This window comes from Bacillus sp. FSL K6-0268 (assembly GCF_038005425.1).
GTDB classification, from domain to species: domain Bacteria; phylum Bacillota; class Bacilli; order Bacillales; family Bacillaceae_G; genus Bacillus_A; species Bacillus_A thuringiensis_S.
In genome coordinates this window covers 706,741-722,023 of record NZ_JBBOTF010000001.1, presented here as the reverse complement: position 1 = coordinate 722,023, position 15,283 = coordinate 706,741, and the positions used below count along the sequence as shown (strand labels likewise).

Genomic DNA, 15,283 nt, shown 5'->3' with positions numbered 1-15,283 from the left:
AAAGCAATGTATAAAAATTGTACATTACTTTTAATATAGAAAAGTGATTATTATTTGGAATATTGTAAGGAGGAGATTATGACAAGGTGAAAAAACAAGAGAAGAAGAGTGGTAGAGTAGTACCTCTCCGGTTAAATATTTTATTCCTTTGTGTTTTTTTATTATTTTCTGGCATCATTATTCAGTTAGGAAAAGTGCAAATCTTTGATGGAGAAACATATAAAAATGAAGTAGAGAAGAGAGAAAATACAACCGTGGGCCTTTCTGTACCACGTGGGAAAATATTTGATCGTGAAGGAAATCCAGTAGTTGATAATAAATCTTTACGTACGATTACATATACAAAGGTGAAAGGTGTAAAACAAGAAGAAATATTAAAATCAGCAAGACAACTTGCAGACATTATTGAAATGCCGCAAGAAGATATAGATAAGTTAACTGAGACTGATAAGAAAGACTTTTGGATGCAATTAAATCCAGAACTTACTCAAGACTTAGTATCAAAAAAAGAAATAGATAAGTTCCGAGATAAGGATATTACCGGAAAAGAGCTAGACAAAAAAATAGAAGATTTAAAAAGGAAGCGCGTTACAGATAAAAATCTTCAAGAACTAACGGCTAAAGATATAGAAGTGTTAGCTATTAAAAGTAAAATGACCTCAGGTTTTCAGATGGCACCTCAAATTATTAAAAAGGACGTTAGTGAACAGGAATATGCGGTGATTAGTGAAAATTTAGCGAAACTTCCAGGGGTAGACGCATCAGTTGATTGGGAGAGAATCTATGTAAATGATGGTCTATTTCGTTCCGTTCTTGGTAACGTTTCAAATGCTGATGAAGGATTGCCACGTGAAAGATTAGATTATTATTTAGTGCGTGATTATAGCCGAAATGATAGGGTCGGCAAAAGTTATATCGAACAGCAATACGAAGATGTACTTCATGGTACGAAAAAAGAAGTAAGAAGCATTGCTGATAAACAAGGCAATACAATGAGAACGGAAACGGTTTCGGAAGGAAAAAGCGGTAAAAATTTAACTTTAACCATAGATATGGAATTGCAAAAAAAAGTAGAGGAGAGTATAGAAAAAATATTAAAACAATATAAAGGATCAGAATCAATGTTAGACCGTGCTTTCGTAGTGATGATGAATCCTAAAAATGGCCAAGTATTATCAATGGCTGGGAAAAGGCTTGTAGAAAAAGATGGGAAAATGGAAGTAGAAGATTATGCTTTAGGCACGCTGACAAGTTCATATGAGCTTGGATCAACGGTTAAAGGTGCGACAGTGTTAACAGGGTTTGAAACAAATGCAATAACTCCTGGAACACATTTTTATGATGCACCTATGAAGTTTAAAGGAACTAAGGAAAAGAAGTCTTGGAAAAATTTTGGTGATATAGACGATCTAAGAGCGTTACAAGTTTCTTCAAACGTTTATATGTTTAATATAGCATTAAAAATTGCTGGTGTGGATTATGTGAAAAATAGTTCACTAGATATTAAACAAGAATATTTTGATAAAATGAGATATTATTTCAGGCAATTTGGACTAGGCGTACAAACTGGTATTGATTTACCGAATGAAACTGCAGGACAAATTGGAAGAAAAGATAATCAGCCTGGTTTCTTATTAGATTATTCTATTGGACAATATGATACATATACACCACTTCAGCTTGCACAATATATTTCGACTATCGCAAATGGAGGGTATCGAATGAAACCACAAATTGTTCAAGAGATTAGAGAACAAACCGTTCAAAAAGATGAGGTTGGTAAAGTAGTACAATCAATAGAACCCGTTGTTTTAAATAGAATCGATATGAAACAAGAATATATTAATCAAGTAAAAGAAGGATTTAGAAAAGTATTTCAAGAAGGAGATGGAACGGGAGTAAGAGCGTTCCAAAAAGCACCATATAAACCAGCTGGTAAAACAGGGACCGCACAAACTGTATATGGTGGAGAAAATGAAATTGGGCGAAATGCGAAAGGCGATCGTAGAGAATGTTATAACTTAACATTAGCTGGATATGCGCCATATGATGATCCAGAAGTAGCATTTTCTGTTGTAGTACCATGGGTTGAAAATGATAAATCGGGCATTAACTCCGATATTGGAAAAGAAGTTTTAGATGCTTATTTTGATTTGAAAAATAAGCGATTAACTGGTGAAGCGCCAAAAACAGATGCCTCTAAAGAGAATTAAAATGGACGAAACGTCTCTAGCATTCATGTGAACTAGAGGCGTTTTTATCTGGGAATAGATTAGAAATGAGGTATATATGAAGCCGTTTATTCTAAAATATTGGAGGAACATATGTAGCTACATCTTAATTATAATAGGGGTTATTTTTATTAATAAGTCATTTTTATTTTGTATGGTAGAAGGAATTTCGATGCAACCTACTTTGAATGAAAAAGATTATATACTTGTTAATAAGGTAAACGTCTGTTTATCGTCTTTTCATCATGGAGATGTTGTCATTATAAAAAAAGAAGACGAGCCTACTTACTATGTGAAACGAATTATTGGATTATCGGGGGATAACATACAACTAAAAGAGGATGAGGTATTTATTAACGGTAAAAAGCGTGATGAATCGTATATACATTTAGATATGTCACAAGTATCCAATCGTTTTTCAAATTTGAGAGAAATAAAAGTTCCTACGCATAAATTATTTGTGTTAGGTGATAATCGTAATCATAGTAAAGATAGTAGGAATACACTTGGACTTATTGATGAGTCAAATATAATAGGTAAAGTAGAAATGGTATTTTATCCATTTGATCATATAAAATGGATAAAATAATTCTATTAACTATTCACGTTTTATAAAATAAATCATATATTGATAGCATAGGACAAGCAGAGAAGCTTGTTCTAACCTCACAGAACACTCCTTATCACGGTTAGGCATCTACATAGGTAGATGCTTTTTTTATGTTGATGACTGAAAATTATTTATCAACATAATGTAGCAAGCATTTTAGGACTATTAGGGGACGATTACATGTACAAATAACAGTATGCTTTAATTAAAACAGTGAAATGTAAGGAGTGAGGAATAAGTGCTAAATATTTTAGTAGTTAATTTTCCAGCAGAGGGACATGTAAACCCTACATTAAATTTAGTGAAAGCCTTTACTGAACGAGGGGATAACGTACATTATATTACAACTGCAAACTTTAAAGATAGGATTGAAGATTTAGGAGCTACTGTACATACACATCCGGATCTATTAAAGGAGATTTCTATTGATGCTGAAACCTCATCTGGGTTAAATGCTTTCTTTCATGTGCATGTTCAAACTTCTTTATATATATTAGAAATTACGAAACAATTAAGTGAAAGCATAAATTTTGATTTCGTAATTTATGATATATTTGGTGCGGGAGAGTTAGTAAAGGAGTATTTACAAGTTCCAGGTGTAGTGTCCTCGCCTATATTTTTAATTCCTTCAGAGTTTTTGAAGACATTACCTTTTCATCCAAATGCAGATATACCATTCCAACCAGAGGAGATCTCTGAAAAATTACTAAACCAGATGGAACATGAATTTGGAGTAAAACCAAAGAATAATCTTCAATTTATGAATAATAAGGGTGATGTTTGTCTCGTATACACAAGTCGTTATTTCCAACCTAATAGCGAATCGTTCGGAGAAAATAACATTTTTATTGGACCGAGTATTTCAAAGCGTAAAACAAATATAAAGTTTCCACTGGAATCACTTAAAGAGAAGAAAGTTATTTATATTTCAATGGGAACACTGCTTGAAGGACTCGAACCATTCTTTAATACTTGTATTGATACTTTTTCAGATTTTGATGGGATAGTTGTAATGGCAATTGGTGATAGAAATGATATTTCTAAAATTAAGAAAGCACCAGATAATTTTATAATTGCTCCATACGTACCTCAATCAGAAATATTAAATGAAGCGGATATTTTTATTACACATGGCGGCATGAATAGCGTACACGATGCCATTCATTATAATGTCCCATTTGTAATAATACCGCATGATAAAGATCAGCCTATGATAGCGCAAAGATTAACTGAACTGGAAGCAGCGCGTAGACTATTGAAAGAACATGTTAATGTGCACACTTTAAAAGAGGCTGTAACAGATGTTCTTTCAAACGAAAAGTATAAGCATGGTATACGAAAACTTAATGATAGCTTTTTAGAATGTGGTGGTTCAAAAGAAGTAATTGCAGTTATTGAATCTCTTTTAAATAAAGTGAAACTTTAATCGTTGGGGGTTTTACTGCCCGTAAATAGCGGGGGAAATAGTCGTAACTATATACAAGCATAGAGGTTCGTACCTTTATGCTTGTATATTCTTATCCAGCAAATTGCACAGCAGTATTTGCATGTAAAAAAGCAGTATCAAAAACGGGAACAGTAAGATCATTTTGGGAGATGAGTAAAGGTATTTCAGTACAGCCTAATAGTATACCTTCAGCGCCGTTTTGAATTAATGACTTTGTAATTTGTAATAGCTTTTCTTTAGATGCTTCTGAAATGATCCCTTTACTTAATTCATCTAATATGACATGATGGATAACTGTTCTTTCCTCTTCATTTGGGATAATTGTCTCAATGTTATATTTCGCTAATCGTGATTTATAGAAATCTTGCTCCATCGTTTGTTTTGTTCCTAATAGTCCGATACGTTTTATATTTTGTTTTACCATTTCTTTAGCACTTACATCGCCAATGTGAAGAAGCGGGATAGAGATTGCTTGTTCTACTTCTTCGGCAAATAGATGTACAGTATTTGAACACATTAATAAACAGTCAGCCCCAGATTTTTCAACCTTCTTTGCAACCGTGACTAGTTCATTTTTTACTTCTTCATATTGATGGTTTTGTAATAAAGTAGTTACTTCTCCAAAGTCCATACTATATAAAACTAGCTTCGCATTTTGATCGTATTGAGAGAGTGTAAGTGTATTAATATGTTTATAGTATAATGATGTAGATTCCCAACTTAATCCCCCAATTAAACCAATAACTTTCATAATGCATTCCTCCCGAAACGATTTTGAATTTATTATTTCATAATTCCGATAAGAATACAATGATTTAAATGTACTATTTAACGAAAAATAAAAATAGTTAGAAAAGTATTGAAATTCATGCTTTTTAGTGCCATAATACGAATTACAAATTAATACTTATCCAGAGAGGTGGAGGGAACGGCCCTAAGAAACCTCAGCAACCCCTATGCAATTTTATAGGAAGGTGCTAATTCCGCAGAGGACACGATGTGTTTTTTGAAAGATAAGAGGATTCTTGAACGTGAAAGAAAATGACCTCTTATGTAAGAGGTCATTTTTTTGTTGTATAGAAAGGAAGTGTCGATGCATAATTCATTTTTAAAATAAATATAGAATAATAAAAGTTGACCAATATGAGAGGGGAATTGTAATGAATAAATTATCAACAAAGTTAGTAGTAGCAATCGGGATTGGAGCAGCCTTATACGGGATATTAGGACTTTGGGGATTTTCTATTGCACCGAATACATTTATTAAACCAGCATTAGCTATATTAACTGTTTTTGGAGCATTATTTGGTCCAGTGGCAGGACTCTTAATCGGACTTATCGGTCATACCGTAACAGATACGATTGCTGGCTGGGGGATTTGGTGGGGCTGGGTTATTAGTTCAGGGATTATTGGTTTTTCAATGGGTCTTATTCAAAAAAGAGTTGGTTTTAGTGTGAAAAACGGGTCATTTAACAAGGGAGATATTTCTTATTTAGCAATTACTGGGTTAGTTGGTATTGTCATTGCTATTATATTTGCTGGGGCATTCGATATTATTGTGATGGGAGAACCATTTGACAAAATTGTTATACAAGTATTAGGAGCAACAATTTCCGACGTTATCGTATTCTTAGTTCTTGGATTGCCACTTACAATTGGCTTGGCGAAATCCAATAAGAAACATGCACATTTAAAAATTGAAAAGTAGGGATGTTAACATGCAACCAATTATTTCGTTTGAACAATTCACCTTTCAATACGGGCATGCTGCGCAGCCTACTTTAAGTGATATTACCTTTCATATATACCCTGGGGAAAAAGTGCTAATTGCTGGACGAAGTGGTTCAGGAAAGTCGACATTAGCTCATTGTATCAATGGGCTAATTCCATTTTCTTATGAAGGGATTAGTACAGGTAACGTATTAATTGCCGGTAAAGACCCGAGGGAAGGCAGTATTTTTGAACAGAGTAAACATGTGGGAACAATTTTGCAAGATCAAGATGCTCAATTTATTGGTCTGACAGTAGAAGAAGATGTAGCTTTTTATTTAGAAAATGAATGTGTAAATCAAGAGGATATGAAAAAGATTGTTTCGGACTCATTAAGAAAGGTGAAGATGCATACGTTTCATAAACAAAGTCCACATGAATTATCAGGAGGTCAAAAACAAACAGTTTCTCTTGCTGGTTTATTAACAACAAATGCGGATATATTATTGTTCGATGAACCGTTAGCGAACTTAGATCCGCTAAGCGCCTTACATACGATAGAACTTATGAAAGATATACATGAGCAATATAATAAAACGATTGTTATTATCGAACATAGAATAGAAGAAATTTTAAAGCTGGATTTAGACAAAGTTATATTAATTGATGAAGGTAAAGTCATTGCAATAGGAACACCAAAAGAAATCTTAGCGTCAAATATATTACCATGTATTGGCTTAAGAGAGCCTATTTACATCGAAGCATTAAAGAGATTACATTTTGATAGTAATAATGACGTAATATATCCAATGGAAAACCTTCAAAAGGAAAAGGTAAGCAACGTTATAAGAGAGTGGATGGAGAAACAAGTCATATTAAAAGGTAATACTAAAAACAAGGAATTACTTAAAGTGGAGAATTTATCATTTTCATACCCTAATAAACAAAAAGTATTAGAAAATGTAAACCTTTCAATATATGAAGGAGAAATTGTGGCACTGTTGGGACATAATGGAGCAGGGAAATCAACATTAGCTCATAGTCTTATAGGCATAAACAAAATGAAAAATGGGGAAATCTTGTTAGAAGGTGAAGATATTAGTTCTTGGTCTATTCGTAAACGTGGGGAAACCATATCTTACGTGATGCAAAATCCAAATCATATGATTACACAGCCCACTGTTTTTGAAGAAGTTTCATTTACATTAAAATTAAATAATTTTTCTAAGGAAGAAATTAAGAATAGAGTAGAAGAAACTTTAAAAATTTGTGGTTTATATCCATTTCGTAATTGGCCAATTCAAGCGCTAAGCTATGGGCAAAAAAAGAGAGTAACAATCGCATCTGTATTAACAATAGATCCCAAGCTTATCATATTAGATGAACCGACAGCGGGACAAGATTATTATCATTATAAACAATTTATGTCGTTTATTAAAAAACTAGCTAAAAAGGGAATCTCATTTGTTTTTATCACTCACGATATGAATCTCGCACTAGAATATGCAGACCGTGCAGTAGTTCTACATGAAGGGAAAATTATTGCGGATAATACAGTGTCTAATGTATTTGGTGATCAAGAAACCTTACAAAGAGCCAACTTAAGAGAGAGTTCTTTAACCAAGCTTGTTAAATTTAGTGGGATTGTATGTCCAGAAAAATTTATGGAGCTTTATTTAGACAGTAATAGGAGGGAGGAAGGTGCATAGTACATATTTTCATCGTATGGATGGGGTAGTAAAATTGTTTTTATTTATTTTTTGTATGACGATTACTTTTTTGTTTTTTGATTTTAGGTTGTTGCTAATTTTATTTATTATTGGGTGTATTGGACTCGGAATTGCTAAAATTCCATTTCGTAAAATTTTAATTGTTTTTAGTGTCATATTTACATTTAGTTTATTAAACTCTGTCATGATTTTATTTATTACACCCACTTATGGATCTGAATTAACTGAATCATATACCTCGTTTTTACATATTGGATATGCAACAATTACATATGAAACATTATTTTATGCAGCTACACTTTCATTAAAGTATTTTACGTTATTACCATTTACACTTCTTTTTATTTACACGACAGATTCAAGTGAATTTGTAAGTAGTTTAAGTAAATTTGGTATTCATTATAAGATTACATATGCAATAAATATTGCACTGCGTTATATTCCTGACATCCAGTCTGAGTATAAAATTATTAAACACGCGCAAGAAGCGAGAGGAGTGGCTTTTGAAAAAGGAGAAGCAAGTTTATGGGTTCGTATGAAGAACCGTGTTTTAATTTTCTGGCCACTAATCATTCATTCTCTAGAAAGAATAGATACGGTTTCAAATGCAATGGATTTAAGAGGATTTGGAAAGAAGGATAAACGTACATGGTTTTATACAAGTAAGGCGAAACGTGAAGATTTCATCGCTTTATTTGCCGGTGTTTTCATATTCATTGTTGCCGTATATTTAAAATTAAACGTATTTCAAAATTTTTGGTATCCATTTTAAAGCACTCTTTAAACGAGTGCTTTTACTTATTTTTATGTAGACATGCTCAAAAAAGGGATATACACATAATGTATAATACGAACCAGTTAAAATGATCAACTACCTATTAGTTTTCAAACCAAAAGGAGGAGAAAATATGAGTTACGGTGGTTCTTGTGGTTTTGGTGGAGGTTTCGCTTTATTAGTTGTGTTATTCATTCTATTAATAATTGTAGGATGCAGCTGCTGGGGCGGAGGATACTAATTTTTAATTAGTCTTCACAAATGTAAACTAAAAAACATTGAAGATACTTATGTATCGAAACAAATAAAAAAGGAGCGACTATGCTCCTTTTTTATTTGTTTTAATGCGTATTCTTACTATATTTTGGGAACGTAATCGTTAAAGTCGTTCCTTTACTAACGATACTTCGGATTTTTAAACTTCCATACATCGTCTCAATAATCTTAACAGCAACCATCGTACCTAAACCGGTGCCTTTCGTTTTTGTACTAAAATACGGTTCACCGAATCGATGTATTTGCTCCTGTGACATTCCAACTCCACTATCTTCAATTCGTATTTCAACTTTACTATTATTGATAGATGAGGAAATATTTAAGGTACCACCATTAGGCATTGCTTCAATACTGTTTTTTATTAAGTTTAAAAAACATTGTTGAAAGTGTTGTTTATTACCAACAATGGTTGCCTCAGAAAAATCCTGTGTAATATGTATCGTATTCATATTACACAATGGCAATATCATATTAATAACTCGATTTAACTCTTGTTTTACTGAAATTTGATCTAATTTTTCTGGAGAAGGTTTGGCAAACGTTAAGTAATCATCGATAATTTCTTGGGCACGATTTAACTCTTCAAGTATATGTTTAATATATTCGTCTCTTGATTCAGGAGTTAAATTTGGTGTTTTTAAAAGCTGTGTAAATCCTTTTACAACCGTTAAAGGATTCCTTACTTCGTGCGATATACTTGCAGCGAGTTGGCTAACAATCTCCATTTTTTCCATTTTAATTAATTTTGAGCGCATTAATACAGCATCTTTTATAACTTCATTTATATAAACAATAAATAACATTAAAGTAGTCGGTAATACCATGAAATAAATAATATACAAATTATTCACTTCAAAATCTGATAAAGTTAATACAATTACAGTTGTAAATATTGCTAGGAAAAAGGTTAAAAACATGGAAAAAGCTACTTTAAGCTTTCTATTATATGTATTAAATTTTGAAGATGCGAGTGCTGTAACGATGAACATTATTCCGTAAACAACGACTGTTAGCATATTAAAGCCATAAAATATAAATCTTGTAATTAATAAAATTGTAAACAATATGATACCGACAGGGAATCCACCATAAAGCGTACCTATTATGACCGGAATTTGTCTTAAATCATGAATACAACTTTCATCCATATAGATAGGGTATCGCATACATAAAATAAGCGGGATACTAGAACAAAGGGTAATCAGTAATATTTTGTATTTTTTCAAATAATGCCTGCTATCATATATGAAATAAAAAACAAATATACTACATAAAATGTATAGAAGGTTATTTAATACGTTTTGGTTAATATAAACAAAGTCCATAATATTTGCCTCGTTATTCTGAATTTACTTAACATATGTATTATACATGATAACATGTGTTAGGATGTATAAACCTTGTTCATACAAGATTTATTTAGCTTTTTTTATAAAATGCAAACATTAGTTATCTAAAGATACTTTTATCAAAATTTTTTACTGGTTCTTCCTGCAAGTTCGTTAAAATATGAGAATAAATCCTAAGCGTTAATTTCCCATGCTAGGTATAACAATGGTGGGGTATGTAACTACTATAAGAAACGTAGGTATTCTTTTCTAAACTCATCTTTTTAATTTCTAACCACTAAACCAGATAGTCTTTTAAAGTAAGCTTAGATGGCTTTACAAAAATCCCTTTTTTTCACCATATCTTTCTCAGCTTCTTTTTCCTATCTCTGAATCAGGACTGACATCAATAACGATACAGTACTTATTTCCTCTTTTTCGAATATGTCCTTTCGTTAAAAACTCTCCTTCATTTTATTTTGAATCATGTTGTATAAGTCTAGTTATAATTTTGCTACTTTGAAAATTGCATAGTTGGACATATGAGAGATGGATATATTTTACCATATTTAGATTGTTATTAAGGAATAAAAAAGAGCCATAGGGTCTCTTTTTTGCTGTATTCATGGAAATAAAATTAAAAGCGTTTGATAAATAGCTACAATAGTACATGTGGTTGCTAAAACACTAGCTAACCATCTTGGAGCATGGATTTTTAACAGTAAGATATAAATTAACCCAAAAGTAACTCCGATAGCAAGGAACATAATAGCTGCCTGTATAGCTAATTGATTAACAGGTGATTGTATAGAAATAAAGTCAATCTGATTCATTTAATGAACTCCTTATAATATTTTATATAATAATATAATATATTTATATATTATATTATAACGTATAAAAGAAAAAGTGTTATTTTTCATTATAAAAGAATACTTTATTATATTAATTATCAAACTTTTTTTAATAAGTTTCGTTCAATCAATACGTGATCCAGAGCAAATACAGTAGCTGAAAGATTACTTTAAGGAAAGGAGTTTATGTAATTACATTCTATTCATTATCGGAATCAATACAGGCCTAAGAATCTGGGACATTTTGAAATTGAAGGTAGGAGATGTCAAAGGTAGTCATATATCTATGAGAGAAAAGAAAATAGGGAAACAGAGACGAATACAAATTACTGTAGCATTGAAAAAACATGCTACGGGCATGCAAGATTTTATATAGTTTTTCGGCTAATCCAGTAACAAACGAGAAACCTAAGTTGTGCCAAAATAGAAATGTTTAAAAAACGCATAGATTGATAAAAAAAGAAAGCGAATCCCTTATGAGAATAAGGAATAATATCATTTTTATTACCACTTTCTTCTATATTTATATATAATTATTTTGTATTTTGTATTTTGTATTTTATATATAAATAGGAGGGAATTTATGACTACAAATAAGGACTACATTCGTTATATCCGGGGAAAAGTAGGGCATGATTTAATATTTCTTAATTTTGCTGGAGGTATTGTTTATAACGAACGAAATGAAATTCTTTTACAAAAACGGGGAGATAGAAATGAGCGGGGTCTACCAGGTGGTGCTATGGAACTTGGAGAATCTCTTGAAGAAACCGCTAAACGAGAAATATTTGAGGAGACAGGATTAAATGTTGAGGTTGAACATCTTATAGGTGTCTACTCTAAATATTCTGGTGAGTTTCCGAACGGAGATAAAGCTCAGACTATCACTCATTGTTTTCAATGTAAGCCAATTGGCGGAGAACTTACTGTAGATGGTATTGAGACTTTGGATTTAAAATACTTCCCAATAGACCAAATACCAAAATTATTCACAAAACTACACGAAGATGCCTTAGAAGATTGGCTTTCCAAAAGAAAAGGTGTATTTAGATAAAACACTTTCAAATTAATTATCCATAATCTTTAACTAACGGGCGCTTTAATTGAGTAAGAAAATAAAAACTTTTAACTTCCGCTAAAGATAATTATGTTAATGATTTAGTGATGGCAGTCCTGTTAAGGACAAGAAGAGGAACGTATAAAAATAGAGTTGTAGAAATAGAAAGAGTGGATTCCATGTGAGAGAATAGGGAGCCACTTTTTTTCTTGCAACTGATAAAGAGACACTATATCTGACTTACATAAATATCCTAGTTGTTCAAATTTGTCCTTGCTAATGGTACCATTAGAGTCATGGAGGGATATTATGTTTACTTTTAGATAATGCTTTAAGTTAAGTCTTTACAATTAAGCCCATTAAACGAAAGCCTTTAAATATAGAGCGTACAACTTTCATGAAGATGCGCCCTAAAAGAAATATTAAGTATGTATTATTTCTTTTCTTTAACTTCGTATTTAGCTTCAATAAAATTTAATAATTTACCTTTTTGATCATCATTTTCTTATATTTCCTTATCGTGTTGTATAATTGATTACGAGTTACTCTTTCTATTTTGATGTTCCTCTACTTTCTTATCATATACCTTAGAGAAATCATCCTTGTTTTCTTTAGCTAATTGGTAAACTGCTTCTTTCCACTGTTCTCTATCCATGCCTAACAGGTGGGGAGAACTATTCGCAATAACTACACTAACTTCTTTTACCTCTTTACCTTTAGCTTCTAATATTGGTTTTGTACCTTTTCTTGCATCCTCTATCCCTTCTAAGATGAGTTTATGCGTGTCTTTATACTTATCAGGTACTTTTACGTTCTCCATTCGATCTAAAGCTTCATCCAAAATACTTGCCGTTTTGAATACCTCTTTATACTTTTCATCACCTTTTAGTGCATAACCTAAACCTATTATTATGTCATCCTTATTAAAGTTAAAATCTAGTAATTGTTCATACATGTAACTTGGATACTGTTCCTCAGATATTGTAGTTTTCAACATTGCTTTACTAGTTTCTTCAGTCTTAGGAGTAGAATCTTTATCTCCTAGCCCACAACCGAACAATAATAGAACTGGCACTGTCAACGCTATGAGTTTCGTTGCTTTCATTATGTATTCCCCTCGTATATTAATATTTAAGCCCTATCTCAGGCTTAGTTTTTCTCTCTAATAAGAGTCCAGTAATAAAGAAAATACTTGGACGTCTCAAGATATTTCTAGATAATGGTCTTAGGATCATTTGGGACAATTCTGTATTCCCCTGTGGATTTACCACACGAAAAGAGTGTTTCTCAGTGAACGCGCGGGGCTCCCTACTCGCAGGCTGAGCAGCCTGATCCTCGAACCTAGATGTTAGTAGCTCTAGGGCGGCTTTCGATTCAGGACTAGCTCTTATACACGAGGTTGTTGGTCGGCGTACACACTAGAGATATCTCGAGACGTCCAAGCAATGATTCTAAATCGAAAGGAGGTCTCTTACGTGAGATTATTTGTTGGTCTAGATGTAAGTTCGTTTGATATGAAAGTTTGCTTTTTAAATGGTGAAGGAGAAAAGCTAGATTCTTTTTCAGTCAGTAATGACTTACCAGGTGCACAGGTACTTAAAGAACGATTATTACAGTGCACAACCAATCAAGAGGTTGAAACTTTAAAAATCGGCTTAGAATCTACATCTGTTTACAGTTTTCACCCATCCATGTTTCTCCATCATGACGAAGACTTAAAAAGATTTGGCACAAAGGTATTTCTTCTAAATCCAAAACAAGTCGCAAACTTCAAGAAAAGTTATTCAGACATGAATAAGACTGACGAAATTGATGCCTTTGTCATCGCTGATTATTTACGATTTGGGCGAAATCAAATGTCCATCGTGAAAGAAAGTCAATACGTGGCATTACAGCAATTAACAAGAGCTCGTTATCAACTCGTTAGAATGTTGACAAAGGAGAAACAACATTTTCTACAACACCTAAGTTATAAATGTAATACGTTCTCACAAGAAGTCGATTCTTCTATATTTGGTAACGCCATGATGGAATTGTTCCTTGAAAAATTCAGTCTAGAAGAGCTAGCTGACATGCCTTTAGAGGAACTCGCTGAGTTCCTACAGGAAAAGAGTAAAAATCGATTTGGTGACCCGAAATGTGTCGCATCAACCATTCAAAAGGCTGTTCGCACGTCGTACCGTTTAGATAAGGTGGTAGAAGACTCAATCGATATTCTTTTAGGAACATCAATCGAAATCATTCGTACCTATCAAAGACAAATTAAAGAACTAGAAAAATCTATTAAGCGGATCATGGCTGGATTAACGCAAACATTAGAATCCATTCCTGGAATCGGGCCTATATATGCCGCTGGTATTATCGCTGAAATTGGCCAAATCGAAAGATTTGACGATGAAACCAAAATCGCAAAATATGCCGGGTTATATTGGCGTACATACCAGTCTGGCCGGTTCACCGCTGAAAATACTTCATTATCTCGTAATGGGAATCATTACTTGCGGTATTACTTAGTTGAAGCCGCCAACTCTGTAAGAAAGCATGTATTGGAATACCAAGAATATTACGCAAAAAAGTATAATGAAGTACCAAAACATCAACACAAACGTGCACTCGTTCTAACCGCAAGAAAATTTGTGCGATTGGTGGATGCGCTACTACGTAATCACCAACTCTTTACGCCTGAAAGGTGTGTGAAAGTGTGACATAAAACTTGTCATCGCTACCTTTCAATCAATTCCAGTATTTTACATGCGGTGCTGGTCTAGTTTCGTGATGTCTTTTTTAAGCAATTTGTCCTTTGATAACTTCAAAATATATTATTTTTCAGTTGACATACTACCGCAGGTCTTTTAGAAAGTATTGTAATTAATTAACATATTGTACCATAACGTAAATTATGAATATTAGATATACAAATTCCCTATCTTTACCGTGAAATGCATTTATTGTAATAATGAAGAATATGATACACATGCTTGGAATTGAAAAAATTTATAGCTCGTGAAATAAACATATACAAAGAAAAAGACATATTTATATTGTCCGCACCCTTACCGTCCATTTTGTCTAAAATATGGGTAGTCAAACCCACACATTAATACACAATTGGAAACATAATCAGTATATTAAGAAAAAATGTGTGAATTATTTAAACAAAAAAGTGTTAGCAAGTTTGCAAACGAACTTGCTAACACTTATACAGAATAGACATAACTTATTGCCGATATGTCGCCTTTGAAAATAGCTTTAATCAGTTACATC

The 15,283-nt window shown here is 32.6% G+C and carries 13 protein-coding genes, 2 pseudogenes and 1 riboswitch; of the genes and pseudogenes, 10 read left to right on the top strand and 5 right to left on the bottom strand.

Annotated features, from left to right (window positions below; genetic code table 11):
- Positions 1–86: 86 nt before the first annotated feature.
- The 3 genes from MHI28_RS03680 (at position 87) to MHI28_RS03670 (ending at position 4,267) form a co-directional block, all read left to right on the top strand.
- Positions 87–2,213, top strand: coding sequence for a peptidoglycan D,D-transpeptidase FtsI family protein (locus MHI28_RS03680; protein ID WP_000743784.1), 2,127 nt, complete (start codon positions 87–89; stop codon positions 2,211–2,213).
- Positions 2,214–2,289: 76 nt separating this feature from the next.
- Entirely contained in the window at positions 2,290–2,820 is a 531-nt protein-coding gene (lepB, locus tag MHI28_RS03675; RefSeq protein WP_002162782.1) for a signal peptidase I, read from the top strand.
- 259 nt (positions 2,821–3,079) lie between these two features.
- Entirely contained in the window at positions 3,080–4,267 is a 1,188-nt protein-coding gene (locus MHI28_RS03670; RefSeq protein ID WP_000932150.1) for a macrolide family glycosyltransferase, read from the top strand.
- Positions 4,268–4,358: 91 nt separating this feature from the next.
- Here MHI28_RS03670 and MHI28_RS03665 read toward each other — a convergent pair whose 3' ends face one another.
- The gene (locus MHI28_RS03665) at positions 4,359–5,039 is read right to left on the bottom strand and encodes an aspartate/glutamate racemase family protein (protein WP_000864388.1); all 681 of its coding nucleotides are present in this window, start codon (positions 5,037–5,039) and stop codon (positions 4,359–4,361) included.
- A gap of 153 nt (positions 5,040–5,192) precedes the next feature.
- Positions 5,193–5,308: riboswitch (SAM riboswitch) on the top strand.
- Positions 5,309–5,448: 140 nt separating this feature from the next.
- Here MHI28_RS03665 and MHI28_RS03660 point away from each other — a divergent pair.
- From MHI28_RS03660 to MHI28_RS03645, 4 genes are all read left to right on the top strand, one after another.
- Positions 5,449–5,997, top strand: a complete 549-nt coding sequence (locus MHI28_RS03660) for an ECF-type riboflavin transporter substrate-binding protein (RefSeq protein WP_001038209.1) — start codon at positions 5,449–5,451, stop codon at positions 5,995–5,997.
- 10 nt (positions 5,998–6,007) lie between these two features.
- Positions 6,008–7,708, top strand: a complete 1,701-nt coding sequence (locus tag MHI28_RS03655) for an ABC transporter ATP-binding protein (RefSeq protein ID WP_001182502.1) — start codon at positions 6,008–6,010, stop codon at positions 7,706–7,708.
- The gene (locus MHI28_RS03650; protein WP_000556368.1) at positions 7,701–8,501 is read left to right on the top strand and encodes an energy-coupling factor transporter transmembrane component T family protein; all 801 of its coding nucleotides are present in this window, start codon (positions 7,701–7,703) and stop codon (positions 8,499–8,501) included. The genes MHI28_RS03655 and MHI28_RS03650 overlap by 8 nt, the downstream gene beginning before the upstream one ends.
- 136 nt (positions 8,502–8,637) lie before the next feature.
- Positions 8,638–8,745 (top strand): YjcZ family sporulation protein, encoded by a 108-nt coding sequence (locus MHI28_RS03645; protein ID WP_000120182.1) that lies wholly within the window; start codon positions 8,638–8,640, stop codon positions 8,743–8,745.
- Between the two features lie 100 nt (positions 8,746–8,845).
- On the opposite strand, the gene MHI28_RS03640 is transcribed toward MHI28_RS03645, so the two are convergent.
- From MHI28_RS03640 to MHI28_RS03635, 3 genes and pseudogenes are all read right to left on the bottom strand, one after another.
- Positions 8,846–10,105, bottom strand: coding sequence for a sensor histidine kinase (locus MHI28_RS03640; RefSeq protein WP_000348332.1), 1,260 nt, complete (start codon positions 10,103–10,105; stop codon positions 8,846–8,848).
- 210 nt (positions 10,106–10,315) lie between these two features.
- A pseudogene (locus MHI28_RS36115) lies at positions 10,316–10,552 on the bottom strand (site-specific integrase); the annotation flags it as partial.
- Positions 10,553–10,731: 179 nt separating this feature from the next.
- Positions 10,732–10,941, bottom strand: a complete 210-nt coding sequence (locus MHI28_RS03635) for a hypothetical protein (protein ID WP_001071610.1) — start codon at positions 10,939–10,941, stop codon at positions 10,732–10,734.
- Positions 10,942–11,119: 178 nt separating this feature from the next.
- Between MHI28_RS03635 and MHI28_RS03630 the strand changes: the two are divergent.
- Positions 11,120–11,308: pseudogene (locus MHI28_RS03630) on the top strand (site-specific integrase); the annotation flags it as partial.
- A 237-nt stretch (positions 11,309–11,545) separates the two neighbouring features.
- Positions 11,546–12,016: an NUDIX hydrolase gene (locus MHI28_RS03625; protein ID WP_340827619.1), complete on the top strand. Its 471-nt coding sequence runs from the start codon at positions 11,546–11,548 to the stop codon at positions 12,014–12,016.
- 538 nt (positions 12,017–12,554) lie between these two features.
- Here the strand turns inward: MHI28_RS03625 and MHI28_RS03620 are convergent.
- Positions 12,555–13,124 carry a membrane protein gene (locus MHI28_RS03620; RefSeq protein ID WP_000648403.1) on the bottom strand — a complete coding sequence of 190 codons (570 nt, stop codon included), beginning with the start codon at positions 13,122–13,124 and terminating at the stop codon, positions 12,555–12,557.
- Between the two features lie 370 nt (positions 13,125–13,494).
- Here MHI28_RS03620 and MHI28_RS03615 point away from each other — a divergent pair, with 370 nt between their 5' ends.
- Positions 13,495–14,724 (top strand): IS110 family transposase, encoded by a 1,230-nt coding sequence (locus MHI28_RS03615; protein WP_100909797.1) that lies wholly within the window; start codon positions 13,495–13,497, stop codon positions 14,722–14,724.
- Positions 14,725–15,283: the final 559 nt, after the last annotated feature.

What these genes read in the sequence shown, in the direction of transcription:
- lepB (WP_002162782.1), top strand. Translation starts at nt 2,290, where the DNA reads ATGAAGCCGTTTATTCTAAAATATTGGAGGAACATATGTAGCTACATC.
- MHI28_RS03665 (WP_000864388.1), bottom strand. Translation starts at nt 5,039, where the DNA reads ATGAAAGTTATTGGTTTAATTGGGGGATTAAGTTGGGAATCTACATCA.
- MHI28_RS03660 (WP_001038209.1), top strand. Translation starts at nt 5,449, where the DNA reads ATGAATAAATTATCAACAAAGTTAGTAGTAGCAATCGGGATTGGAGCA.
- MHI28_RS03655 (WP_001182502.1), top strand. Translation starts at nt 6,008, where the DNA reads ATGCAACCAATTATTTCGTTTGAACAATTCACCTTTCAATACGGGCAT.
- MHI28_RS03645 (WP_000120182.1), top strand. Translation starts at nt 8,638, where the DNA reads ATGAGTTACGGTGGTTCTTGTGGTTTTGGTGGAGGTTTCGCTTTATTA.
- MHI28_RS03640 (WP_000348332.1), bottom strand. Translation starts at nt 10,105, where the DNA reads ATGGACTTTGTTTATATTAACCAAAACGTATTAAATAACCTTCTATAC.
- MHI28_RS03635 (WP_001071610.1), bottom strand. Translation starts at nt 10,941, where the DNA reads ATGAATCAGATTGACTTTATTTCTATACAATCACCTGTTAATCAATTA.
- MHI28_RS03625 (WP_340827619.1), top strand. Translation starts at nt 11,546, where the DNA reads ATGACTACAAATAAGGACTACATTCGTTATATCCGGGGAAAAGTAGGG.
- MHI28_RS03620 (WP_000648403.1), bottom strand. Translation starts at nt 13,124, where the DNA reads ATGAAAGCAACGAAACTCATAGCGTTGACAGTGCCAGTTCTATTATTG.